22 protein-coding genes and 1 riboswitch are annotated in these 24,878 nt (G+C 49.7%); of the genes, 21 read left to right on the top strand and 1 reads right to left on the bottom strand.

Features of this window, described 5'->3' with window-relative positions; genetic code table 11:
- Window positions 1–99 precede the first annotated feature (99 nt).
- From Q9R23_RS14770 to ligA, 20 genes are all read left to right on the top strand, one after another.
- Window positions 100–297 carry an NETI motif-containing protein gene (locus Q9R23_RS14770; protein ID WP_023467064.1) on the top strand — a complete coding sequence of 66 codons (198 nt, stop codon included), beginning with the start codon at window positions 100–102 and terminating at the stop codon, window positions 295–297.
- Between the two features lie 208 nt (window positions 298–505).
- Window positions 506–607: riboswitch (purine riboswitch) on the top strand.
- 89 nt (window positions 608–696) lie between these two features.
- Window positions 697–1,188, top strand: coding sequence for a 5-(carboxyamino)imidazole ribonucleotide mutase (gene purE, locus Q9R23_RS14765; protein WP_050678980.1), 492 nt, complete (start codon window positions 697–699; stop codon window positions 1,186–1,188).
- Entirely contained in the window at window positions 1,185–2,288 is a 1,104-nt protein-coding gene (gene purK, locus Q9R23_RS14760) for a 5-(carboxyamino)imidazole ribonucleotide synthase (RefSeq protein ID WP_311247371.1), read from the top strand. The genes purE and purK overlap by 4 nt, the downstream gene beginning before the upstream one ends.
- Window positions 2,285–3,580: an adenylosuccinate lyase gene (gene purB / locus Q9R23_RS14755; RefSeq protein ID WP_035398969.1), complete on the top strand. Its 1,296-nt coding sequence runs from the start codon at window positions 2,285–2,287 to the stop codon at window positions 3,578–3,580. Before purK ends, purB begins: the two co-directional genes overlap by 4 nt.
- A gap of 59 nt (window positions 3,581–3,639) precedes the next feature.
- Window positions 3,640–4,347 (top strand): phosphoribosylaminoimidazolesuccinocarboxamide synthase, encoded by a 708-nt coding sequence (gene purC, locus Q9R23_RS14750; protein ID WP_290754225.1) that lies wholly within the window; start codon window positions 3,640–3,642, stop codon window positions 4,345–4,347.
- Complete coding sequence (gene purS / locus Q9R23_RS14745; RefSeq protein ID WP_023467069.1) at window positions 4,344–4,592, top strand: phosphoribosylformylglycinamidine synthase subunit PurS; 249 nt, start codon at window positions 4,344–4,346, stop codon at window positions 4,590–4,592. Before purC ends, purS begins: the two co-directional genes overlap by 4 nt.
- Window positions 4,589–5,272, top strand: coding sequence for a phosphoribosylformylglycinamidine synthase subunit PurQ (gene purQ / locus Q9R23_RS14740; RefSeq protein WP_311247370.1), 684 nt, complete (start codon window positions 4,589–4,591; stop codon window positions 5,270–5,272). Before purS ends, purQ begins: the two co-directional genes overlap by 4 nt.
- Complete coding sequence (purL, locus tag Q9R23_RS14735; protein ID WP_311247369.1) at window positions 5,253–7,472, top strand: phosphoribosylformylglycinamidine synthase subunit PurL; 2,220 nt, start codon at window positions 5,253–5,255, stop codon at window positions 7,470–7,472. The genes purQ and purL overlap by 20 nt, the downstream gene beginning before the upstream one ends.
- Window positions 7,448–8,857 carry an amidophosphoribosyltransferase gene (gene purF / locus Q9R23_RS14730; protein ID WP_214856359.1) on the top strand — a complete coding sequence of 470 codons (1,410 nt, stop codon included), beginning with the start codon at window positions 7,448–7,450 and terminating at the stop codon, window positions 8,855–8,857. The genes purL and purF overlap by 25 nt, the downstream gene beginning before the upstream one ends.
- A 16-nt stretch (window positions 8,858–8,873) precedes the next feature.
- Entirely contained in the window at window positions 8,874–9,908 is a 1,035-nt protein-coding gene (gene purM / locus Q9R23_RS14725) for a phosphoribosylformylglycinamidine cyclo-ligase (RefSeq protein WP_029340745.1), read from the top strand.
- Window positions 9,905–10,480: a phosphoribosylglycinamide formyltransferase gene (gene purN / locus Q9R23_RS14720; RefSeq protein WP_023467073.1), complete on the top strand. Its 576-nt coding sequence runs from the start codon at window positions 9,905–9,907 to the stop codon at window positions 10,478–10,480. The genes purM and purN overlap by 4 nt, the downstream gene beginning before the upstream one ends.
- Window positions 10,477–11,997: a bifunctional phosphoribosylaminoimidazolecarboxamide formyltransferase/IMP cyclohydrolase gene (gene purH, locus Q9R23_RS14715; RefSeq protein ID WP_035412295.1), complete on the top strand. Its 1,521-nt coding sequence runs from the start codon at window positions 10,477–10,479 to the stop codon at window positions 11,995–11,997. Before purN ends, purH begins: the two co-directional genes overlap by 4 nt.
- A gap of 15 nt (window positions 11,998–12,012) precedes the next feature.
- Window positions 12,013–13,275 carry a phosphoribosylamine--glycine ligase gene (gene purD / locus Q9R23_RS14710; protein ID WP_311247368.1) on the top strand — a complete coding sequence of 421 codons (1,263 nt, stop codon included), beginning with the start codon at window positions 12,013–12,015 and terminating at the stop codon, window positions 13,273–13,275.
- A 211-nt stretch (window positions 13,276–13,486) separates the two neighbouring features.
- Window positions 13,487–15,226: an adenine deaminase C-terminal domain-containing protein gene (locus Q9R23_RS14705; RefSeq protein ID WP_311247367.1), complete on the top strand. Its 1,740-nt coding sequence runs from the start codon at window positions 13,487–13,489 to the stop codon at window positions 15,224–15,226.
- A gap of 68 nt (window positions 15,227–15,294) precedes the next feature.
- Window positions 15,295–15,609, top strand: a complete 315-nt coding sequence (locus Q9R23_RS14700) for a YerC/YecD family TrpR-related protein (RefSeq protein WP_023467078.1) — start codon at window positions 15,295–15,297, stop codon at window positions 15,607–15,609.
- A 37-nt stretch (window positions 15,610–15,646) separates the two neighbouring features.
- Window positions 15,647–17,026 carry a TrkH family potassium uptake protein gene (locus Q9R23_RS14695; protein ID WP_311247366.1) on the top strand — a complete coding sequence of 460 codons (1,380 nt, stop codon included), beginning with the start codon at window positions 15,647–15,649 and terminating at the stop codon, window positions 17,024–17,026.
- A gap of 12 nt (window positions 17,027–17,038) precedes the next feature.
- Window positions 17,039–17,263: a hypothetical protein gene (locus tag Q9R23_RS14690; RefSeq protein ID WP_035398958.1), complete on the top strand. Its 225-nt coding sequence runs from the start codon at window positions 17,039–17,041 to the stop codon at window positions 17,261–17,263.
- Window positions 17,264–17,325: 62 nt separating this feature from the next.
- On the top strand, window positions 17,326–18,021 hold the full coding sequence (gene pcrB / locus Q9R23_RS14685) for a heptaprenylglyceryl phosphate synthase (RefSeq protein ID WP_023467081.1): 696 nt from the start codon (window positions 17,326–17,328) through the stop codon (window positions 18,019–18,021).
- Between the two features lie 45 nt (window positions 18,022–18,066).
- The gene (pcrA, locus tag Q9R23_RS14680) at window positions 18,067–20,292 is read left to right on the top strand and encodes a DNA helicase PcrA (RefSeq protein ID WP_214856365.1); all 2,226 of its coding nucleotides are present in this window, start codon (window positions 18,067–18,069) and stop codon (window positions 20,290–20,292) included.
- A gap of 14 nt (window positions 20,293–20,306) precedes the next feature.
- Entirely contained in the window at window positions 20,307–22,301 is a 1,995-nt protein-coding gene (ligA, locus tag Q9R23_RS14675; RefSeq protein ID WP_035412310.1) for an NAD-dependent DNA ligase LigA, read from the top strand.
- A gap of 467 nt (window positions 22,302–22,768) precedes the next feature.
- Here the strand turns inward: ligA and Q9R23_RS14670 are convergent, their stop codons facing one another.
- The gene (locus Q9R23_RS14670) at window positions 22,769–23,350 is read right to left on the bottom strand and encodes a class D sortase (protein ID WP_214856366.1); all 582 of its coding nucleotides are present in this window, start codon (window positions 23,348–23,350) and stop codon (window positions 22,769–22,771) included.
- Window positions 23,351–23,484: 134 nt separating this feature from the next.
- Here Q9R23_RS14670 and Q9R23_RS14665 point away from each other — a divergent pair, with 134 nt between their 5' ends.
- Window positions 23,485–24,663 carry a CamS family sex pheromone protein gene (locus Q9R23_RS14665; RefSeq protein WP_214856367.1) on the top strand — a complete coding sequence of 393 codons (1,179 nt, stop codon included), beginning with the start codon at window positions 23,485–23,487 and terminating at the stop codon, window positions 24,661–24,663.
- Window positions 24,664–24,878 lie beyond the last annotated feature (215 nt).

Raw genomic sequence — 24,878 nt, 5'->3', positions numbered from 1 at the left:
AAACGGTGGTTCTGGAGCATACGCTCAAGGGCCGCCGCTTTTTTGTGTCTTTTTGTAGAAAGACACGTATCCATTTTAATGAAGGGACTGAACAGGGATATGGCGAAAAAAACGAAACTACGTGTAGCCGTCGAAGAGAACGAGACGATTGGTGCTTGTTTGGATCGTATCGATGCCATGGGATACCGCCCGACGGTCCGACGAGAAGAACCGATCTTTGGATTAGACGCTAATGGCGAACCGTATCCAATTCGTCAACAAATCGTCTTCGATTGTAAAGTGAAAGAGAATGAGTAACTGCCTAGAGCATCCTCCGATTCATGTGGAGGGTGCTCTTTTCGTTCTTGATTCCATGTGATGCCTTTCAAGAAAATAAACTCCGAAAGGACAATCGATGAAATCAGAAAAACCGCTTTTAAAACCGAACGATAAATTTTCAGACAATTAAATTGTTCGCCTTTGGTTGACGCCTTGGGATGGACTTGTTAAGATGAAGTCGTGACAGGATGATTGAATATAAACACCTCGTATAATAGCAGGGATATGGCTTGCAAGTTTCTACCCAACGACCCTAAATCGTTGGACTATGGGGTATATGGATGTTCGTCGATATTTCTTTGGCGTACCTTTTTATACCCTAAGCCACCCTTTTAGCCGTGGTTTGGGCTTTTTTTATGCACAAAGGAGGAAACAGCGATGGGAAATGCAGAAGTCGGCGTCATCATGGGAAGTCAATCGGATTGGGAAACGATGAAACATACATGTGATGTGTTGGAGCAACTTGAGATTCCGTATGAAAAGAAAGTCGTTTCCGCACACCGGACACCGGATCTAATGTTTCGTTATGCTGAATCAGCACGTGAACGAGGACTGAAGGTCATCATTGCCGGTGCAGGCGGTGCTGCTCATCTACCGGGCATGGTAGCCGCTAAAACGACATTACCCGTCGTCGGTGTTCCTGTGAAAAGTAGAGCGCTCCAAGGAATTGATTCCTTGCTCTCGATTGTTCAAATGCCAGGTGGTGTACCGGTCGCAACGGTTGCCATCGGAGAAGCAGGCGCAAAAAACGCCGGATTGCTAGCTGCTCAAATTCTTTCGATTCAAGATGAACGACTTGCCCGCAAGCTCGATCATATGCGAGTCGAACTCGAAGGAGACGTCATTGCATCTGGAGGAAACCTGTTATGAAACGAATCGGGATACTAGGTGGCGGTCAACTTGGTCGAATGATGGCACTGTCCGCCCGTGAGATGGGCTTTGAGATTCTGACACTCGATCCAACGGACAACGCACCATGTGCGCAAGTGGCGGATCAACATATTAAAGCTCCCTTTACGGATGTCGAGGCAGCGAAACAGCTCGCAGCTGAATCAGATGTCGTCACCTACGAATTCGAGAATATCTCAACAGAAGTCGCTGAAGCGATCGGGACGAAACTGATTCACGGAACGGATCTCCTCTTTCAAACGCAACATCGAGTTCGAGAAAAAGAGATGATTGAACGCATCGGACATTCCGTCGCTCCATACTATCCGGTGACAGATCCTGCTGACTTAGAGGAAGCAAAACAGCGACTCGGATTACCGTTCGTCTTGAAGACAGCACGATTCGGATACGACGGAAAAGGACAGACCGTCATCCGGACGGAAGAACAGTTCCAAGCGGCAATCAAACAATTCGAACCGACTGAGTATGTCGCAGAACAATGGTTACCGTTTGATCAGGAAATTTCCGTCATCGTCACTCGAAGCGCAACAGAGACTCGTGTTTTCCCAGTCAGTGAGAATATTCATCAAGAGAACATTTTGCATCTATCGATCGTACCGGCACGCATTTCCGAATCACTCGAACAAGAAGCAATTGCGCTCGCTGAATCGATCGCGGATGCTGTCGGGTTGATCGGTACACTCGCCATCGAGTTGTTCGTCGTAGGTTCTAGACTGATCGTCAATGAACTAGCACCCCGACCACATAATTCGGGTCACTATTCGATTGATGCTTGCGAAACATCCCAATTCGAGCAACATATCCGTGCCATCAGTGGTCTCCCACTCGGTGATACCCGTCTGACGACACCGGTCGTCATGGCGAACATCCTGGGTCAGCATGTCACAGCATTATACGAGCAACTGCCGAGACTGAACGCTCGGACGAAAGTTCACTTATATGGAAAAGCAGAAGCCAAGACAGGTCGCAAGATGGGACATTTAAACATCCTTGCGGACACGGTCGACGATGCTTTGGCAGAAGTCGAACGCCTGTCGATATGGAAGGAGACAGTTCAATGATCGAACGGTATACACGTCCTGAGATGAAAGCGATCTGGACCGAACAAAACAAATTCGAGGCTTGGTTAAAAGTCGAGATTCTTGCGTGTGAAGCATGGAGTGAACTAGGAGTCATCCCGAAAGAGGACGTTCAATTACTTTGGGACAATGCCTCTTTTGATGTCAACCGGATCCTTGAAATCGAACAAGAGACACGTCATGATGTCATCGCCTTCACACGTGCTGTCTCTGAGACACTCGGAGAAGAACGTAAATGGGTTCATTACGGACTAACGTCAACGGACGTCGTCGATACAGCACTCTCGTATCTATTGAAGCAAGCAAATGACATTCTTGCTGCGGATCTCGATCGATTCATCGATATCTTAAAAGTCAAAGCGAACGAACATAAATATACGGTCATGATGGGACGAACGCATGGCGTACATGCAGAACCGACGACGTTCGGTCTGAAACTAGCGCTTTGGTACGAAGAGATGAAACGAAACAAAGTCCGTTTCGAAGCAGCACGTGAGACGGTCGAATACGGCAAGATGTCAGGAGCCGTCGGAACATTCGCGAATATCGATCCGTTCATTGAAAAATACGTCTGCGAAAAGTTAGGAACGAAACCAGCACCCGTTTCCACACAGACGTTACAACGTGATCGCCATGCACACTATATGTCGACACTTGCTCTGATTGCGACATCGATTGAAAAGATGGCAACGGAGATCCGGGGTCTACAAAAGACGGAAACACGTGAAGTCGAAGAATTCTTCGCTAAAGGTCAAAAAGGATCATCGGCGATGCCGCATAAGCGAAATCCGATCGGTTCAGAGAACATGACAGGTCTTGCCCGAGTCATCCGTGGACACATGGTGACGGCGTACGAGAACGTCTCACTCTGGCACGAACGGGATATCTCGCACTCTTCGGCAGAACGCATCATTCTTCCGGACGCAACAGGACTGCTCAACTACATGTTGAACCGTTTCGGAAACATCGTGAAGAACTTGACGGTCTTCCCGGACAACATGAAGCGGAACATGGACCGGACGTTTGGGGTCATCTTCTCTGGACATGTCTTACTCGCTTTAATCGAAAAAGGCTGGTCGCGTGAAGCAGCGTATGATTTCGTTCAACCGCGTGCGATGCAGGCGTGGGAAGAGCAAATCATGTTCCGTGACTTATTGTGGCAAGAACAGGACATTCAACAGCTTTTCACAGAAGAAGAGCTTGATGCGTGTTTCGATCCGACGTACCATACGAGTCGCGTCGATGAAATTTTTGAACGGTGTGGCTTGAACTAATCAACCTGAGACGGGGCACTTGCCCCGTCTACATCTTAGGATCATGGGGGACGAAAGCGATGCAACCACTTTATGAAGGAAAAGCCAAACGATTGTACACGACGCAGGAGCAGGATGTGCTCCGGATCGTCTATAAAGACGAAGCCACGGCATTCAACGGCGAGAAAAAAGAAGTCTTTGCTGGAAAAGGCGAATTGAACAACCGGTTGACGAGTCATTTCTTTGAAATCCTCGAACAAGCGGGCATTCCGACACATTTCATTGAGCGTGTCTCGGAGCGCGAACAGCTCGTACGTCGTGTCACTATCATTCCACTCGAAGTCGTCGTCCGGAACGTCGTCGCAGGAAGCTTGAGTAAACGGCTCGGTATCGAAGAAGGTACGGTGCTCGAAACACCAATCGTTGAGTTCTACTATAAAGATGATACGTTAGGCGATCCACTTGTCACCTCATCACACATCAATTTACTGAAGATTGCGACTTCTGAGGAGCTAGAAGAGCTGTCGGACAAAGCACTTCGCGTGAATGAAGTCTTGCAACCTTACTTCCGTCAAAACGGAATCACGTTGATTGATTTTAAATTGGAATACGGCAAGACGGCAGATGGAACGATTCTACTAGCTGATGAGATTTCACCTGATACATGCCGCCTGTGGGATCAGGAAACTGGAGAACATCTCGATAAAGATGTTTTTCGACGCAACATTGGTTCACTGACAGAGACATACCAAACACTATTCAATCGCCTAGGGGGAAACACACAATGAAAAAAGTCATCGTATCGATCGCATTACGGGAAAGCATTTTAGATCCACAAGGAGTTGCTGTAAAAGGCGGATTGCAACAGCTTGGTTTTACGGGTGTCGAGAGTGTTCGAATCGGAAAACAGATTGAACTGCTCGTTGAAACGGAAACGACAGAAGCGATGATTCATGAGATGTGTCAAAAACTACTCGTCAACACGGTGATGGAAGATTATCAGATTACGATCGAAGAGGTGACGCCAGCATGAAGTTCGCGGTCATCGTCTTTCCGGGATCGAACTGTGATTTAGATATGTACCATGCGGTTAAGGATGCGCTCGGAGAAGAAGCCGAATACGTCTTCCATACCGAAACCTCACTTGAGGGTTATGACGGCGTCCTGTTACCAGGTGGATTTTCCTATGGAGATTACCTTCGTTGCGGGGCAATCGCACGCTTCTCACCGATTATGGAAGAGGTCAAACGTTTTGCGGCAGAAGGGAAAACGGTCTTCGGGGTATGTAACGGATTTCAGATCCTTGTCGAAGCGGGACTCTTGCCAGGTGTCTTGCACCGCAACAACGGCTTGAAGTTCATGTGCCGGACGGTTGAACTGAAGGTTGAAAATACGAAGACACGATTTACATCGGATTATCTGCCAGGCGAGACGATCTCGATTCCGATCGCGCACGGCGAAGGAAATTACTACTGCGATGATGCGACTTACGCGATGCTGCAAACGAACGGACAAATCGCCTTCACGTATGTCGATAATCCGAACGGCTCACGCGGTGATATCGCCGGGATCACGAACAAAGCCGGCAACGTTCTCGGGATGATGCCACACCCGGAACGAGCGGTCGAACTCTTGACCGGCGGAACAGATGGACTAAAACTCTTTACTTCACTCGTCAAACAGGGGGCACACCATGCTAAAACAACAGTCTGAACCAACACCAGAATTGATTCAAGAGCAACGCGTCTATGCCACGATGGGCTTGAGTGATACGGAATACCAGATGGTCGTCGATTTACTCGGACGCCAACCGAACTATACGGAAACAGGATTGTTTTCGGTCATGTGGTCTGAGCATTGTTCATACAAAACATCTAAACCCGTCCTCCGTCAATTCCCGACGACTGGACCACGTGTCTTACAGGGACCGGGTGAAGGAGCAGGTGTCGTTGATATCGGCGATGAGCAGGCAGTCGTCTTTAAGATTGAAAGCCACAACCATCCATCCGCTGTTGAACCGTATCAAGGGGCTGCGACAGGCGTCGGCGGAATCATTCGTGACATCTTCTCGATGGGCGCACGCCCAGTTGCGCTCATGAACTCGCTCCGTTTCGGTCATCTCGGTACACCACGTGTCAATCAACTGTTTGAACAAGTCGTTGCAGGGATCGCGGGGTATGGCAACTGTGTCGGTATTCCAACGATCGGTGGCGAAATCGGATTTGATCGTTCGTATGAAGGAAATCCACTCGTCAATGCGATGTGTATCGGTTTGATCAACCATGCCGATATTCAAAAAGGTCAGGCAAAAGGTGTCGGGAACTCAGTCATGTACGTCGGTGCAGCTACTGGGCGCGATGGTATTCATGGTGCGACGTTCGCCTCGGAAGATCTCGGAGAAGATACGGAAGCAAAACGTCCAGCTGTTCAAGTCGGTGATCCATTCATGGAGAAGCTATTGATTGAAGCTTGTCTTGAGATCGTTGGTCATCCAGCATTGGTCGGGATGCAGGATATGGGCGCTGCTGGACTAACATCTTCTTCAGCAGAGATGGCTTCAAAAGCAGGCATGGGCATCGAGATGCACCTCGATGACGTCCCGCAACGGGAGACAGGGATGACAGCATACGAAATGATGCTCTCAGAATCACAAGAGCGAATGTTACTCGTCGTCAAACGGGGGCGCGAAGCAGAGATTGAAGCAATCGTCAGCAAATGGGGGCTCCATGCCGTTCACGTCGGAGAAGTCATTGAAGAGAAAGTCTTACGGTTGATCCATCATGGGGATATCGTGGCGGAAGTTCCGGTTGACGCGTTAGCGGAAGAAGCACCAGTCTATGAAAAACCATCTCGCGTTCCTGCGTATTATGAAGAATTTCAAGCGATGGAAGAGACACTTCCAGTCGTCGAGGACGTTGTTGAGACATGGCGAGCACTACTCCGTCAGCCGACAATCGCTTCAAAACGCTGGGTCTACGATCAGTACGATCATATGGTCCAAACATCGACGGTCGTCGCACCGGGATCAGATGCAGCCGTCATCCGTGTCCGCGGTACGAACAAGGCACTCGCCATGACGACCGACTGCAACAGTCGCTTCGTCTACTTGGATCCATACGTCGGTGGACAGATCGCCGTTGCGGAAGCAGCTCGTAATATCGTTGCGAGTGGGGCGACACCACTTGCCATCACGGATTGCCTGAACTTCGGAAATCCGGATAAACCAGAAGGCTTCTGGCAGTTGCAGCAAGCAACAGCCGGTATGGCAGAAGCATGTCGTGTCCTTGAGACACCTGTCATCGGTGGAAACGTATCACTCTACAACGAGTCAGCTGGTCAAGCGGTTCACCCGACACCGGTCGTCGGCATGGTCGGATTACACGAGCAGACCGAATGGATCACAACGCAACACGTCAAACAAGCAGGTGACCAGATTTATCTGTTAGGTGAAACAACAGCCGAGTTTGGTGGTAGTGAGCTTCAATATATGCAATTCGGTAAATCATTCGGTCGCGCACCACAAATCGATTTAGCAGTCGAACATGCACGCTTACAAGTGTTACAACAAGCAGTACAAGCAGGTGAAGTCAATGCGATGCATGATGTATCAGAAGGTGGTCTCGCAATCGCCCTCGCTGAGATGACGTTTGGAACGAACTTTGGGTTGACGGTTCAGTTTGATGGACCAACGTTACATCTGTTCAGTGAATCGCAATCACGTTTCGTCGTCACTGTGCCACAAACGCACGTTGCAGCATTCGAACAACGGACCGGTGCTCAATCGATCGGTGTCGTCACGAACGATGAGCTTCTTGTCATCGAAACGGCAGAGACACGGATCGAAGCAGACCGTTCGACCTTACAGGGAGACTGGGAAGGAGCAATCGCGTGTTATATGACATCAAAGGACTAAATGAGGAGTGTGGCGTCTTCGGGATATTCGGACAACCGAATGCAGCGCAACTCGCCTATTACGGCTTGCATAGCTTGCAACACCGGGGACAGGAAGGGGCAGGCATCGTCACGAGTGACGGTGACGGCCTCTTCCCGCACCGCGGGCAAGGACTCGTAACGGAAGTCTTTTCGGAAGAGACACTGACGAATCTGAAAGGACATCATGCAATCGGACATGTCCGGTATTCGACAGCAGGAGGAAACACGCTTGAGAACACTCAACCGCTGCATTTCAAATCGCGGATGGGAGATCTCGCCCTCGCACATAACGGAAACCTCGTCAACGCCGATTCACTGAAGCACCTGTTAGAAGCAGAAGGTGCCATCTTTCAGACGACGAGTGATACGGAAGTCGTCGCCCATCTCGTCAAACGCAGTAAGCTCGACACACTCGAAGACCGGATTGCTGACAGTCTCGCGCGTCTCATCGGGGCATTCGCTTTTCTTTTCTTAACGGAAGATACGTTATTCGTGGCGGTTGATCCACACGGACTGCGTCCACTGTCACTCGGGAAGACACCGGACGGCGGCATCGTATTCGCGTCAGAGACATGTGCCTTTGATATCGTCGGCGCGGAGTTCATTCGTGATATCGAGCCAGGGGAGCTCGTAACGATCACAGAACACGGCATGTCGTCTCGTCAATACATGGAACCACGTGAACGGGCGATGTGTTCGATGGAATACATCTACTTCTCACGTCCGGATTCAATCATTGATGGCGTCAACGTCCATACAGCACGCAAAGCACTTGGGAAAAAGATGTATGAAGAAGCACCGGTCGAAGCAGACGTCGTTACCGGAGTGCCGGATTCAAGTATCTCGGCAGCGATCGGTTACGCGGAAGCGAGCGGTATTCCGTATGAGATGGGATTGATCAAGAATCGGTATGTCGGACGGACGTTCATCCAGCCGTCACAAGAGTTACGGGAACGTGGGGTCAAAATGAAGTTGTCCGCGCTACGCGGTGTCGTACAAGGAAAGCGTGTCATCATGGTCGATGATTCAATCGTCCGGGGAACGACGAGTCGTCGTATCGTCGGTTTGTTACGGGAAGCGGGTGCGACGGAAGTCCACGTCCGCATCACGGCACCACCGATTACGAATCCATGTTATTACGGGATTGATACTTCATCGAAGGAAGAACTGATCTCTGCCCGGTTGATGCCGGAAGAAATCCGTCAGGAAATCGGTGCGGATTCACTTGAATTCTTGACTGTACCGGGCATGGTCGATGCCATCGATCGCCCGTTCGATGGACCGTTAAAAGGACAATGTACCGCTTGCTTCACAGGAGAGTATCCGACACCGCTCGGTTCGCTCGAGTTAGAAGCTAAACTTTGATAGATGGGGGAAGAACATGAGCAAACATTACGAAGCAGCAGGTGTGAGTCTGACAGCAGGATATGAGTCAGTCACCCGAATGAAAAAACACGTCGCCCGTTCGATGCGCAAAGAAGTATTGACGGGACTCGGTAGCTTTGGTGCGATGTTCGACCTCAGCCAATTGCAGTTGAAAGAACCGGTTCTTGTCAGTGGGACAGATGGTGTCGGTACGAAACTCAAGCTCGCTTTCGCACTGGAACAACACGATACGATCGGAATCGACTGTGTCGCGATGTGTGTGAACGATATCATCGTCCAAGGCGCGGAACCACTTTATTTCCTTGATTATATCGCGCTCGGTCAGGCGATTCCGGCGAAGATCGAACGGATCGTCGCCGGTGTTGCTGAAGGATGTGTCCAAGCGGGCTGTACGTTAATCGGCGGCGAAACAGCGGAAATGCCAGGGATGTATGCGGACGGCGAATATGATATCGCCGGGTTCGCTGTAGGTGCCGTCGAGAAACAAAAATTGATCACAGGTGATAACGTCGCAGCTGGAGATGTCATTCTCGGTCTCGCTTCGTCCGGCGTCCATTCGAACGGGTTCTCACTCGTCCGTAAAATCGTCGCTGACAGCGGTCTCCGCTACGAAGATGAAGTCATGATGCTCGGTCATACGCTCGGAAATGCGCTCCTCATGCCAACACGTATCTACGTCGAAGCGGTCAAAGCAGCCCTTGAGACGGAAAAGATTCAAGCGATGGTCCATATTACGGGTGGTGGTTTCTACGAGAACGTACCACGCGTCTTACCAGAAGGTCTTGGCGCATCGTTCGACCCGAAAAAGTGGCCGACGTTACCAGTCTTCGACTGGCTCGAGCAAGCGGGTGATTTGCCACGACATGATATGTATAATGTCTTCAATATGGGGATCGGTTTCATGTTGATCGTCAAACCGGAAGATGTCGCGGAAGTGACAGCACGCCTCGCTCGTGAAAATGAGACGGCGTACGTGATTGGTCAGGTGACCGATCAAGAAGGTGTCCGGATTCAAGGAGTCGACGCATGAAGATCGCCTGTTTTGCATCAGGAAGCGGTAGTAATGTCGAAGCACTTTTTGAAGCAATCGAGGCAGGAACATTACATGCCTCGATCGAACTGATCGTCTGCGATCAACCGGACGCAGCAGTCATCGAGCGGGCAAAACGACGCGGATGTGACGTCTTCGTCTTTCGGGCGAAGGACTATCCGGATAAACCGAGTTTTGAGCGGGAGATCATTGCCCGTCTTGAAGCGAAAGGCGTCGAACGGATCATTCTCGCCGGCTACATGCGATTGATCGGGGAAGAGTTGCTCGGACGATACGCAGGTCGGATCGTCAACATCCACCCGTCGCTACTTCCGGCCTTCCCGGGAAAAGATGCGATCGGACAAGCATTTCGTGGCGGAGTTAAAATCACAGGTGTTACAATTCATATAGTCGATGAAGGCATGGACACAGGACCGATCATGGCTCAAGAAGCCGTCCGGATTACAGAAGAGATGACGCGTGAAACGTTGCAACAAGCGATTCAGCGTGTCGAACATAGACTGTATCCGCAAGTCATCGAAGAGTGGATGAAAGAGGAGGCAAACGTATGAGAGCGTTAATTAGTGTGTCGGATAAAACAGGGATCGTCGAATTAGGACGAGCGTTTCATGAAGCAGGTATCGAGCTTGTCTCGACAGGCGGAACACATCAAGCATTAGAGGAAGCTGGGCTTCCGGTCATTGGTATCAGTGAAGTCACACAATTCCCAGAGATGCTCGATGGACGTGTCAAGACACTTCATCCGATGGTCCACGGTGGACTACTTGGTCGTCGTGATCTTGAATCCCATCGCGAACAGATGGCTGCGCAACAGATTCAACCGATTGATTTCGTCGTCGTCAACTTGTATCCGTTCAAGCAGACAGTTTTACAAGAAGACGTTGCGTATGCGGATGCGATTGAGAACATCGATATCGGTGGTCCAAGCATGTTGCGATCTGCAGCGAAGAACCACGCGGCTGTGACGGTCGTCGTCGATCCAGCTGATTACGAAACAGTCGTTGCTGAGGTTCGTGAAGGTGGAACAACGTTTGAGACACGCCAACGTCTTGCAGCGAAAGCTTTCCGTCATACAGCGGCGTACGATGCGTTGATCGCGGATTATTTCTTGACACAAACAGGCGAGAAGTTCCCGGACCAGTTGACGATCACGCTTGAGAAAGTCCAGGATCTCCGTTACGGAGAAAATCCACACCAAGAAGCAGCCTTTTATAAAACACCGATTTACCGTGGGGCTTCCCTCGCTTCAGCGAAACAGTTACACGGTAAAGAGTTGTCGTATAACAACATTCAAGATGCGAACGCCGCACTCGAAATTCTCGACGAGTTCCGTGAAGCAGCAGCCGTCGTCGTCAAACACATGAACCCATGTGGTGTTGCCGTCGGTCCAACGATCGGAGAGGCATTCCGCCGCGCTCATGCAGCCGATCCGGTTTCAATTTTCGGAGGCATCGTCGCCTTGAACCGTGAAGTCGACCTAGAGACAGCAGAACAACTAAGCGGTATCTTCCTTGAGATCATCATTGCCCCGTCCTTCACGGAAGAAGCCTTCGCCTTATTGTCAGCGAAAAAGAACATCCGTCTGCTTGAACTCGACGTCAAACGTGTCCAAGCGATCCGCTATACAGCAGTTGCCGGCGGTATGCTCGTCCAAGACAGTGACGATGAGACATTAGATGATGCAGCAGCACGTGTCGTGACAGACCGCAAACCGACAGCAGCGGAATGGGAAGACTTGAAACTCGCATGGCGCGCTGTCAAACACGTCAAGTCGAATGCGATCGTTCTTGCAAAAGACGAAGTAACCGTCGGTGTCGGTGCAGGACAGATGAACCGTGTTGGTTCAGCGAACATTGCAATCACGCAAGCTGGAGAAAAAGCGATCGGCGCGTCCCTTGCTTCCGATGCCTTCTTCCCAATGGGCGATACGGTCGAAGCGGCTGCAGCAGCTGGCATTACAGCAATCATTCAACCAGGCGGCTCGATTCGCGATCAAGAGTCGATTGATGCGTGTAACCAACACGGCATCACGATGGTCTTTACGAACGTTCGACATTTCAAACACTAAGCGGAGGCGATTTGAATGAAGGTATTGGTGATTGGTAAAGGAGGGCGTGAACACGCGCTCGTCTGGAAGCTGGCACAGGATGAACGGATCGAGACAGTGTATGCTGCGCCTGGGAATGCCGGGATGACACAAGCTACATGTGTTCCGATCGCCGAAAATGCCATCGATGAACTCGTGGCGTTCGCACAAGACGAACAGATTGATTGGACGATCGTCGGACCAGAAGGACCACTCGTTCTCGGGGTCGTTAACGCCTTTCAGGCAGCGGGACTGCAGGTTTTCGGACCGACACGGGAAGCTGCGGCAATCGAGGGAAGTAAGCAGTTCGCGAAGGAATTGATGGCGCGTGCCGGTATTCCGACCGCTGCTCACGCCGTCTTTACTTCAGCAGCAGAGGCAGAAGCGTATGTTCGCAAAGCGGGTGCACCGATTGTCATTAAAGCCGACGGTCTCGCTGCCGGAAAAGGGGTCACGGTCGCAGAAACTGTGGACCAGGCACTTGCAGCGATCCACGATACGTTTGCCGGGGAATACGGGCAGCAAAGCCGTGTCGTCATCGAAGAGTGTTTGGTCGGGGAAGAGTGTTCGTTGATGGCGTTCGTCCACGAAGAGACGGTCATTCCGATGGTATTGTCGCAAGATCATAAACGGGCATTTGACGGTGACTTAGGTCCGAACACAGGAGGAATGGGCGCGTATTCACCGTTACCTCAGTGGGACGAAGCAGCGTTGACGACAGAAGCTGTTGATCGCATCATACAGCCGCTCGTTGATCAGATGGCAAGCGAAGGAATACCGTTCACTGGCTTCCTCTATGCCGGTCTGATGTTGACGAAACAAGGACCGTTCGTCATCGAGTTCAATGCTCGGTTCGGTGATCCGGAGACGGAAGTCATTCTCCCACGCTTAGAGACACCGTTACTTGATGTCATCAAACCACTGATGGACGGACAGACACCAGAAGTCGTTTGGACGGACCAAGCAGCTGTCGGTGTCGTCGTCGCTGCAGAAGGATATCCAGAAGCGCCAAAAACGGGACAAATGATTCCACTCGATCAGATCGGGGATGACCTTCTCGTTTTTCATGCCGGAACGGCAGAACAATCCGGTCAACTTGTCTCAGCCGGTGGACGTGTCCTCGTCTGTGTCAGTCGTGCAGAGACGATCGAGCAAGCTGTCGAACAGGTCTATGCGAACTTACCAGACGTAACGCATCAGCCATTCTTTTACCGAACTGATATCGCTCAAAAAGCCTTTCGTGCCTCACATGAATCATGATAGTTGAACCAGACGCACTCAACAGAGTCTCGTCTGGTTTTTTTATTTCTTGGCGAAGTGCACGAAAAGATTTGTCTTCCATGGCGAATTTGTGTTATTTTGACCAAATGAATCCGGAACGGGGCAAAACTTCTTGAAACTTACTTAGCAACATTTTAGTATAAGAACTATAAGAAAGCGTTTTCAATAAAATAAAGGAGGTCGAGCTTTCGTGAAAAAAAATTGTGGAAGATCCCCTTGGACGAAATCTGAAGTACGAACACACCAAGCGGTCATCAGCGGAAAGCTTGCACCGACACTTGTCATACAGAATGCCACTTACCTAAATCATGGCGTCAAAACATGGCGGACGGCGAACATCTGGATCAGTGGCGACCGGATCGTCTATGTCGGTCCAGAGATGCCGGAACAAGCCGATGCCTACCATGATGCGACAGGTCAATATATCGTACCCGGTTACATTGAACCTCATGCCCATCCGTTTCAACTTTATAATCCAGCGAGTCTTGCAAAATTCGCAGCAGAGCGAGGAACATCGACCCTCGTCAACGACAACATGTTGTTATTATTAGAGCCGACGGAGCAAGCGTTTGCTCAAGTCGAGGCACTGGCGGACCTACCGACCTCGATGTACTGGTGGGCACGACTCGACGCGCAGACCGAGCTTGATGCCGATAGTATCTCGATCGATAATCGCCGGATTCAAGCATGGCTTAAACATCCACAAGTCATCCAAGCGGGTGAGTTGACGGGATGGCCACGTCTCTCGCAAGGGGACGATGAACTGCTCCACTGGATGCAGGATGCGATCAAACTTGGAAAACCAATCGAAGGTCATTTCCCTGGTGCTTCAGCGAAGACGCTGACAAAGATGGCGCTGTATGGTGTGACGAGTGATCACGAGGCAATGACGGTCGAAGAAGCGATGACACGTCTTGAACTTGGTTATACGACGACGATTCGTTATTCATCGATTCGTCCGGATCTACCGGATATCTTTAAGGGGCTTGTCGAAGCTGGATTGACGCAGTTCGATAAGGTACTAGTGACAACAGATGGTTCGACACCCTACTTCTATAAAGCGGGTATGATGGATGAGACAATCCGACTGATGCTCGAGGCAGGCATTCCGGTCGAAGAAGCCTACCGGATTGCGTCATACAATGCAGCACGTCATTTTAATCTCGATCATCTACTCGGAAGTATCGCGCCAGGACGGATTGCTCATCTCAATTTCCTTGAGGCAAAAGATGCTCCGACACCTGTCGCTGTACTTGCACGCGGCATATGGGTCCGTCAAGCCGACATTCCATGTTACCCAGCCGAAGCGCTTGATGCTGCTTATGCCCTTATGCCACGATCAGAAGTCCGGATTTCCTTAACGGAGCAGGATTTTTCATTCAGCATGCCGGTTGGTCTTGAAATGGTCAATTCCGTCATCATGAAGCTCTATCAAGTCGAGCATGACACGAGTGTACCTATGCTACCAGCAGGTTGCGATGAATCCTTCCTGATGCTACTGGACCGCGATGGGAAGTGGCGTTTGAATACCGTCTTGAAGAACTTTGCGACACAAGTCGGAGGTCTCGTCAGTTCGTACTCGATTAGTGGTGATATTTTGATGATCGGTAAATCAAAACGAGATATTCAAGTCGCGTTTGAGCGGATGAAGACATTTGGCGGTGGAATCGTTCTCGTCGAAGACGGAGAAGTCATCGCTGAAGTTCCATTGACCTTAATGGGGCAGACGTCTGACTTACCACTCGAGGATTTGATCGTTCAAGAAACCGCTTTACGGGAGGCATTATTTGCCCGTGGATATGCCTTTGAAGATCCGGTCTATACGTTGCTATTCCTAGCGTCTACACATCTACCATATGTGCGGATCACACCACAAGGTATTTACGAAGTCCTTCGGAAAAAAGTCCTTTTCCCGGCGATTTTGCGATGACGCTTGAATTTTAAATCGTCGCGCTTTAAACTATTAAAGAGCAATTGAATGGGAAAGGGAGTCACAAGATGCAACTCGATAAATTGCGTGGAAAAGAATTAGATCAGTTATTTACAGCCATCATGAAGATGGATTCATTAGAAGATTGTTATACGTTGTTCGAAGACTTAGCGACCGTCAACGAAATCCAGGCGCTCGCCCAACGTCTGGAAGTCGCACGTCAATTACGTGAAGGCAACACGTATCACAAAATCGAAAAGGCGACCGGTGCTTCGACAGCAACGATCTCGCGTGTCAAACGTTGCTTGAACTACGGTTCGGGCGGTTATGATCTGGCGCTTGCCCGCCTAGGTCTTATCGAGCAAGAAGTAGCGGATAACTAATGTTATCCGCTACTTCTATGAAGGGGGGCGCACCGATATGGATTTTGCGTTACAACAAAGAATTCAACATTTCATTCGAAAGCTGACGCCTATCCAGTCGCTCGTCATCATCTACTTCGTTGCGGTCATCATCGGGATCATTCTGCTCGGCTTACCGTGGTCGACGAAAGGAAATTACGATTGGAACTTCACGGACCTGGTCTTCATGGCGGTCAGTTGTGTTAGTGTCACCGGTCTGACGACGGTCTCGGTTTCGGATACCTTTACGACGTTCGGGTACTTCATGATCATGATTTTAGTACAAGTCAGCGGGATCGGCTTGATGTCACTTCATATCGCGATGTGGGTCATTCTCGGAAAACGAATCGGTTTTCGGGAGCGTCAACTGGTCGTCCGAGATCAGAACCAGACGACGATGCAAGGTGTCGTCAAATATATTCGGGAAGTCATCTTGATCATCGTCTCGATTGAATTGATTGGTGCTTTGATTCTCGGGCTGTATTACACAAAGTATTTTCCGACGTTCGGAGAAGCGATGCTTCAAGGGTTGTTCGGGTCAGTCAGTGCGACGACGAACGCCGGTTTTGATATCACGGGAGAATCGTTACTACCGTTTCGCGGGGATTTGTTCGTCGTCTTCATGCAAATCTTACTGTTGACGCTCGGAGCAATTGGTTTTCCGGTACTCGTCGAAGTCAGACGTTATATTTCCTACCGAGCGACACGTCAAGCGACACGTCAACCGTATCATTTTTCACTGTTCACGAAATTGACGGCGTCGACGTTCTTCATTCTCGTTCTCTTTGGAATGGTAGCACTACTACTATTCGAATGGAACCAATCCTTTAAAGGCTTACCAATCGATGAGAAGCTCGTCGACGCCTTGTTCCAATCCGTTACGACTCGTAACGGGGGATTGACGACGATCGATATCACGTCTTTCTCACAAGCCTCGATTTTCGTCTTGTCGCTCTTAATGTTCATCGGAGCGTCACCGTCTTCCGTTGGTGGGGGGATTCGAACGACGACGTTCGCCGTCGCTGTCTTGAGTGTCATCGCCTTCATACGAGGGGAGTATGGGATTAAAATCTTCGGTCGTGAGATTGGTCAATCGGATATTTGGAAGGCCTTTGTCGTCATCGTCGTCTCGACTGGCGTGACGATGGTTGGATTGATCGTCTTGTTGATCGTTGAGGACGCGCCGTTCCTGGTACTGTTCTTTGAAGCGTGTTCAGCGTTCGGTACGACCGGTCTATCGCTCGGCATCACGGATCAATTATCGGATATCGGAAAATGGACGTTGTCTGTGCTGATGTTCATTGGTCGAATCGGTGTCATCTCGTTCGTTCTTCTGTTGAAAGCGAACCAACCGAAACGTAACTACAACTATCCGAAGGAATCCGTCATTATCGGATAAGGAGGCTCTTGTATGAAACGTGCCTTTTGGATCAACTTCGCGTATATCTTTGCTGTTCCTGTCTTACCGTTTTTGGCGCTCGTCAATGGGCGAGCGCTCTGTTCGCCAGATTCACCGTTACTGGACGTTCCGGTACTCGGCTTCTTTTTGGCAGAACCGTGGGCGTTCGTGCCGGTATATGCGGTCTTTGCGTTGTTACTGGCGTCACTGTTGACGAAACGACGGACACACGTCTGACCATCTCGCTCTGCGCGAGATGGTTTTTTGTTTTATACTGAATGTGGAATGAGAAAGAGAGGATGGGACGAACCGTGTTATTACCTTTTAATGAATGGCGACATGTCTTTAAACTAGATCCAGCAAAACCAATTGATGATGCTAGCCTACAGGCGATTGCGACGTCTGGAACGGATGCGATTCTTGTCGGTGGAACAGATGACATCACACTCGATGCAACGCTTGATCTCTTAATGCGTTTGCGACGATATCCAGTCGCAGTGGCACTTGAGATTTCAGAACTCGAAGCCGCGACGATGGGATTCGATACGTATTTGACACCGACGGTCCTGAATGCGGGAACATTAGAGTATGTCGTCGAAAAACAGGTCGAGGCATTAGAACAAGTCGGTCATATGCTGGCGCACGCTGATCTTGTTGGGGAAGGGTATATCGTCCTGAATCCTGATGCGAAGGTCGCGCGTGTGACACAAGCAAAGCCGTTAACGTTGGATGAAACCGTCGCTTACGCACAACTTGCGGATAGCGTCTTCCGCTTACCGGTCGTCTATCTCGAATACAGTGGCGTTTACGGGGAACCGGAACGAGTAGCAGCCGTTCGCGATGTGTTGAAGCAGGCACGCCTGTTTTACGGCGGCGGCATCGACTCCGAGGAGCGGGCGCGTGAGATGTTGCAGTATGCGGATACGATCGTCGTTGGAAACGTCATTTATGAGGATTTAAAAGCAGCGCTTGCGACCGTCGCAGCGACACGATAAAATATAGGAACAAAAGTTCGGAATATAAGAAATGAGGCTATTGATATGTTTAATTTGAGTGAACAGCTCGTCAGTGGACTAAACCCTGAGCAAGCAAGAGCAGTCAAGCATACGGAAGGTCCACTGCTGATCATGGCAGGAGCCGGTTCCGGGAAGACACGCGTCCTGACACACCGGGTCGCATATTTGATGGCGGCTAAACAAGTCGCGCCGTGGAACATCCTTGCGATTACGTTCACGAACAAGGCAGCGCGGGAAATGCGAGACCGGATTGGTCGTTTGGTTGGTGGTGTCGCAAACGATATTTGGGTCTCGACCTTCCATTCGATGTGTGTCCGGATGTTACGTCGCGACATCGATCAGCTTGGATACGATCGTAACTTCACGATCCTTGATTCAAGTGATCAGCAATCGGCGATCAAGCTCGTCTTAAAGGAACAAAACTTGGACCCGAAAAAATGGGATCCGCGATCGATGCTGACGATCATCTCGTCACAGAAAAATGAATTACGCAGTGCTGAATTCTACGCCTCGATCGTGACGAGTCCGTATGAGAAGACCGTTGCTGAAATCTATAAAGGATACGAAGCTGTCCTACGCCGGAACAACGCGCTCGACTTTGATGATCTAATCGGAAAAACGACAGAGTTATTCAAGAAGAGTCCGGATGTCCTTGCGTACTATCAGAAGAAGTTCCGCTACATCCATGTTGATGAGTATCAAGATACGAACAAAGCCCAGTATGATCTCGTCAATCTGTTAGCTTCGGGACATCAGAATCTCTGTGTCGTTGGGGACTCGGATCAGTCGATTTACCGTTGGCGTGGTGCTGACATTGCGAACATCCTCTCGTTCGAAGAGGATTATCCGAATGCAGCCGTCATCTTACTCGAGCAAAACTACCGTTCCTCGAAACGAATTTTGGAAGCGGCCAACCATGTCATCCAAAACAACTCAACACGTAAAGATAAGAAACTTTGGACGGATAACGACGAAGGCGAGAAGCTGATCGTTCATACGGCAGAGAACGAGCGGGAAGAAGCATTTTATATCGTCCAGGAAATTCGGAATTCACTTCGCTACGGGATGAAACTGAGTGATATCGCGATTTTATACCGGACGAACGCACAATCGCGTGCGATCGAGGAAACACTTCTCAAATCGAACGTCCCGTACAAAATGATTGGCGGCACGAAGTTCTACGATCGTAAAGAGATCAAAGACGTGCTCGCTTATCTCCGTTTAATTTCGAATCCGGACGAAGACCTGTCCTTTGCGCGAATCGTCAATGAACCAAAACGCGGTATCGGCGCAACGACAATTGATAAGCTGCGTGATTTCGCCGATTTACAAGGCGTGTCACTGATGGAAGCGATTCGCGATATCGAATTGTCGAGTATCGCACCAAAAACGGCAGCGAAATTGACGGATTTCCGGACGATGATTCTCGGACTCAGTCAAATGCAAGAATTCATCAGTATTTCGGAACTGGTCGAAGAAGTGCTTGAGAAATCGGGTTATCGTCAAGTGCTGAAGGAAGATAAGACGCTTGAAGCACAGAGTCGTCTTGAGAACATCAACGAGTTTATCACCGTTGCACAGAACTTTGAGAAGGAGACGGCAAAAGCCGATCCGGAAGACCGGACGATCATCGCCTTCTTGACTGACTTGACACTCGTCGCCGATGTCGATTCACTCGACGAGACGGATCCGGAAGAACAAGTCACGTTGATGACACTCCACTCGGCAAAAGGACTCGAGTTCCCTGTCGTCTTCTTGATTGGGATGGAGGAAGGTTTGTTCCCGCATAGCCGTTCGCTTCAAGATGAAGACGAGATGGAAGAAGAACGTCGCCTCGCGTATGTCGGGATCACACGTGCTGAGAAACGCCTTTACTTGTCACATGCGCGGATGCGCTCCCTGTACGGACGAACGAACGCAAACCAAGAATCAAGGTTCCTAGCGGAGCTGCCGGAAGTCGTCATCGAGCGGACCGGTAAAAAAGCGAAGCCACTCCCATGGGAAGATCGCCCTGTCCCACAAGGCAAAGCGGTCATCGGTCGTTCAATCAGTAAACCGACAGCGATGAAGACGTCAGGTGCGGAAACGCTCGGTTGGTCGGTCGGAGATAAGGCAGAACATGGGAAATGGGGACTCGGTACAGTCGTCCAGACTCGGGGTGAAGGAGATAATCTTGAAATCGATATCGCATTCCCAGCAGTCGGAATTAAACGATTGCTCGCAAAATTCGCACCGATTAAAAAGGTATGACGGGAGGTCCACAGATGGACGCAAGCCAACGTATAGATGAGATTCGTCAAACATTGAATCGCTACAGCTACGAATATTACGTACTGGATCAACCAACGGTACCAGATGCGACGTACGATCAATTGCTCCGTGAACTGACGGAGCTAGAAACAGCACATCCGGAACTAATCACGCCAGACTCGCCAACGCAGCGCGTCGGCGCAGCACCGCTTGAAGCGTTCGAGAAGGTGACGCATGACTTACCGATGCTGTCGCTCGGAAACGTCTTTGATGAGACAGAAATTCGCGAATGGGTCGCTCGGATTGAGCGGTCGCTCGGACGTTCGACGACGTATGTCGCCGAACTGAAATTCGATGGACTTGCCATCTCGCTGAAATACGAAGACGGGCGATTCGTCCGTGGGGCGACGCGTGGCGATGGAACAGTCGGCGAAAACATCACGCAGAATCTACGGACGATCAAAGCGTTACCGCTTCGTCTGCAGGCAGAAGAGACGGTCGAAGTCCGCGGTGAGGCTTACATGCCGAAACAATCGTTCGAACGCTTGAATGAAGACCGGGCTAGCCGAGAAGAGACATTGTTCGCGAATCCGCGTAACGCGGCAGCAGGTAGTCTGCGTCAGCTGGATTCGTCGATCACAGCGTCGCGTAATCTGTCGTTATTCGTGTATGGCGTCGGTGTCAATACGTTGACGGCCCGTTCACATAGCGAAGCGATGGCACAACTCGCCTCACTTGGGTTACCGACCAATCAACATATGCAGACGTGTGAGACGGTGGAAGAGATTCTTGCCTACATCGCACATTGGACGGAAGCACGCGCGAGCCTGCCATATGAGATCGACGGAATCGTCTTGAAAGTCGATCGATACGATGATCAGGAAGAGCTCGGCTTCACAGCAAAAAGTCCCCGCTTCGCGACAGCCTATAAGTTTGCGGCGGAAGAAGTCATGACGACAGTCGAAGACGTTGATTTCAGTGTCGGTCGGACCGGGAAAGTGACGCCGCGTGCCCGTTTTGCACCGGTCGTCGTTGCAGGATCGACGGTGACGTATGCAACACTGCATAACGCTGATTTCATCGCTGAAAAAGATATCCGCCTTCAGGATTCGGTCATCATCAAAAAAGCGGGAGATGTCATCCCGGCAGTCGTACAAGTCGTCACGGCAGAGCGAACGGGAGAAGAGACACCAATCGTCTTCCCGACCCATTGTCCGGCCTGTCAATCGGAACTCGTCCGTCTCGAAGGCGAAGTCGACATCCGCTGTGTCAGTCCGGAATGTCCAGCGCAATTGATGGAAGGTATTATTCACTTCGTTTCGCGTCAAGCAATGAACATCGATGGTCTCGGTGAAAAAGTCGTCCGTCAATTGTATGACCATGAAGCAATCCGGACGATTGCCGATTTATATCGACTCGATCGCGACGAGTTGTTGACGTTCGACCGAATGGGTGAGACGTCCGTCGATAAATTACTTGCGGCGATCGAAGCCTCGAAGCAGAACTCAGTCGAACGTCTCTTATTTGGTCTCGGAATTCGACTCGTTGGTCAAAAAGCGGCGTATCTCTTAGCGGAACGTTTTGATTCGTTAGCAGGGATTGCGGCAGCTAGCTACGAGGAGATCGTCGCGATCGATGGTATCGGTGGGAAAATTGCGGACTCCATCGTAAAGTACTTCGAGCACCCAGAAGCACAAGCATTGATTCGTGATTTGGAACAACTCGGTGTTAATCAACAGTTCCTTGGTGAACGAGTTGATCAGACGAATGCACCGCTCGGTGGAAAAACGATCGTCTTGACGGGAACACTTGAAAGCCTAAAACGGTCAGAGGCAGGGAAGCGTCTTGAAGCACTTGGTGCCGATGTGACGGGAAGCGTCAGTAAAAAGACAGACGTGCTCGTCGCAGGAGAAAAGGCAGGTTCTAAGCTGACGAAAGCAGAATCGCTTGGTATCGAAATTTGGGATGAAGCGCGTCTGTTAGAAGAACTAGCTAAACACGAAGCGTGAGCAGAATGAATGAGAACGATCAAATAAAAGGAAGGCGAAATTCCGTCTTCCTTTCAGACTATAGACAAAAAGGCTGACTCCAAAAAATGACGCGTCTTTTCACGCCCTTTCCTCAGGCGAGACACAAGCCCGTTTTCCTGCTTCATTCGAGCAGGAAAACGGGTCTTGTTTGTCTCTGACAGCGCAAAATTGCGCTTTTTCCTGTAGGAGTGGCGTGTAATGCTTCATTCTTTTTATATCGGGAAGAAGTATCAGAGAAGCGTTTTGTTCCCTCGACATCGCTTCCTAGGGAAAAACAAGCAAGAGCGACCCTGCAGCGAAGCGAAGCGGCGCGATGCTTGTCCCAGGAAAACGATTCGAGACGAACAAAAAAGCGCAATCCTTCTCGTTAGAGAAAAATTGCACACTATCTTCAGTTTCAAAGGAAGGCGGGATTCCGCCTTACTTTATTCGTATTGATCCAATTGTCACGAAGCAATCGTCTCGCTTCGAATTAAGGTACCTTGTTTGATGAGACGATTCGTTGCCGTTTCCGGTGGATCGCAAGTAATCAACGTAATCGTCGGGGAGACGACGGATTGATCGAGGACGGACAACGTCGTCGGTGTGACGAGACGACTTGACGTGATCCGGTACGTATACCGATGTGTTTTCGTCGTGACGATAACGGTATCGCCTTTCTTGACGTCAGGCAGACGATTGAAGTGAAGACCTTCCGTGAAGCTTCGGTGTCCGGCGAGCGCATAATTGCCTTTTCCAGGCGATCCGGTTTTCGGAATATGACCGATACTACGGTCCAACACCGCTGTCGTCGACCCCTCTAAGATGACTTGTTCAAAATCAATGCTTGGTATCGAGAGTAATCCGACACCTGATTTTGCAAGTGGTTGTTTGGTTTCTTTTGCATCGACGATTTTTAGACTGTTGGTCCATTGTTTCTTTAAATGTTCAGCTTCTTGTTCGCGCTGATAATCACTGACGAAGGGCCAAGCGATGAGTGCGATGCCTGCCAGTAAAAAAAGCAGACCGATGAATTTACGGCGTGTCATGATAAAAAGTCCTTTCGGATGCGTGAGGGCGCATCATCTTTTTTGAAAAACAGGGGAAAACTTGCCCTTCCCCGATGGAAAACGATTCTGTTATGATAAAGAGAACGATTTGAAAACATGGGGTGCAAATAGAGATGAACTATAAAAAAGCAGTAGTGTTGACGTTATCGAGCACGTTATTTTTAGGTGCTTGTTCGTTCGACCTTTCGCCAAGTAGCGATACAAAAGAAGTCATTACTGAAAGTGAACAAGGTAAGGAAGTCCAAGCCGTCGTCAGTCCAGCCATTGATACGACGGATTCGTATTACCGGACGGTCTTACCGTTTCGTCCAAGCGTTGCACGTGGAATGACACAAAAGCGTGTCAGTTCGCGTCTTGAACTCGATGAAATCGAAACAGGATTGATGCGTCATTCGACACAATTTTTTGATCCGGAAAAATACTATTACCAAGAAGGTCAGTTACTCGAAGCCGACCAAATCGCAAAATGGTTGTTACGAAAAGGGAAAGCAGGCGATGGCGTCAGCGATCCTGAAGGTTTAAACCCAGCCTACACGTCAGGTAAGTCATATAAAGAAAAAAATCAAAAGTCACCTATGATTCTATCGCATATCTTAGAGCAAGACTACATGCTTGAAGAAGATAAGAAGCTTGAACTCGGTGGTACATCAATCGCTCTCGTCTTAAATAGTGAGTATGTTTTCCAAGATGAAAACTATGGACCGACCTATACCGTTAAACTTGATGAAAAGAAAGTCGTTGCTGAAGGGAAGCGGATGGCAAACGATTTAGTCAAGAAGATGCGTAAGACACAAGGGATGAAGACGACACCGATTCACGTCGCCCTCTACCTCCAGGAAAAAGAAGGGTCACCGGTTTCCGGTCACTATCTCTCGTCTGCATTCATCGGTCGCGGGAATCAAATCAGTGCGAACGACTGGAAAAACTACAATGAACGCTATTACTACTACCCGTCAGCACGCGCAACGAATGACGTGCGAGATGATGCAGCGAAGTTCGATTTATTCAAAGACCGCCTAGAAGACTACTTCCCGAACTACACCGGTATGATGGGGGAAGGCTTCTATCAAGAAGATGAACTGAAAAAGCTTGAGATGAAGATTCCCGTTCAATTTTACGGAAAAGCAGAACTCGTCGCATTCGTTCAGTACGTGACGTACCTGCTTGAGAATCGTTGGGAGTATAATCGAAACATTCCGACGACGATTACTGTGACGAACTTGAACGGGGATACGGAAGCGATGCTATTCCTCGATCCGGATACAAAGAAACCGATCGTCAAGATTCGTTGATTTCTCCATTCACTTTATGTAGCGACATTCCTCCAATGGGCGGAATGTCGCTTTTTTGTACGACGGGTGCTGGAAGAGAGAAGCATATGAATCAGAAAGGAAGGGTATGGAAGAAGAATGGTATTTTGTTTCACTTTCCCATTTTTTAGATTTACGAAAGCCAGTAGAAGAGAGCATAATGAAAGAAGAACAGTTCTACACACAGGAACGACGAG

Origin of the sequence: Exiguobacterium sp. BRG2, assembly GCF_031844245.1 — a bacterium.
Classification (GTDB): domain Bacteria; phylum Bacillota; class Bacilli; order Exiguobacteriales; family Exiguobacteriaceae; genus Exiguobacterium_A.
This window is presented reverse-complemented; position numbering and strand designations above follow the sequence as displayed.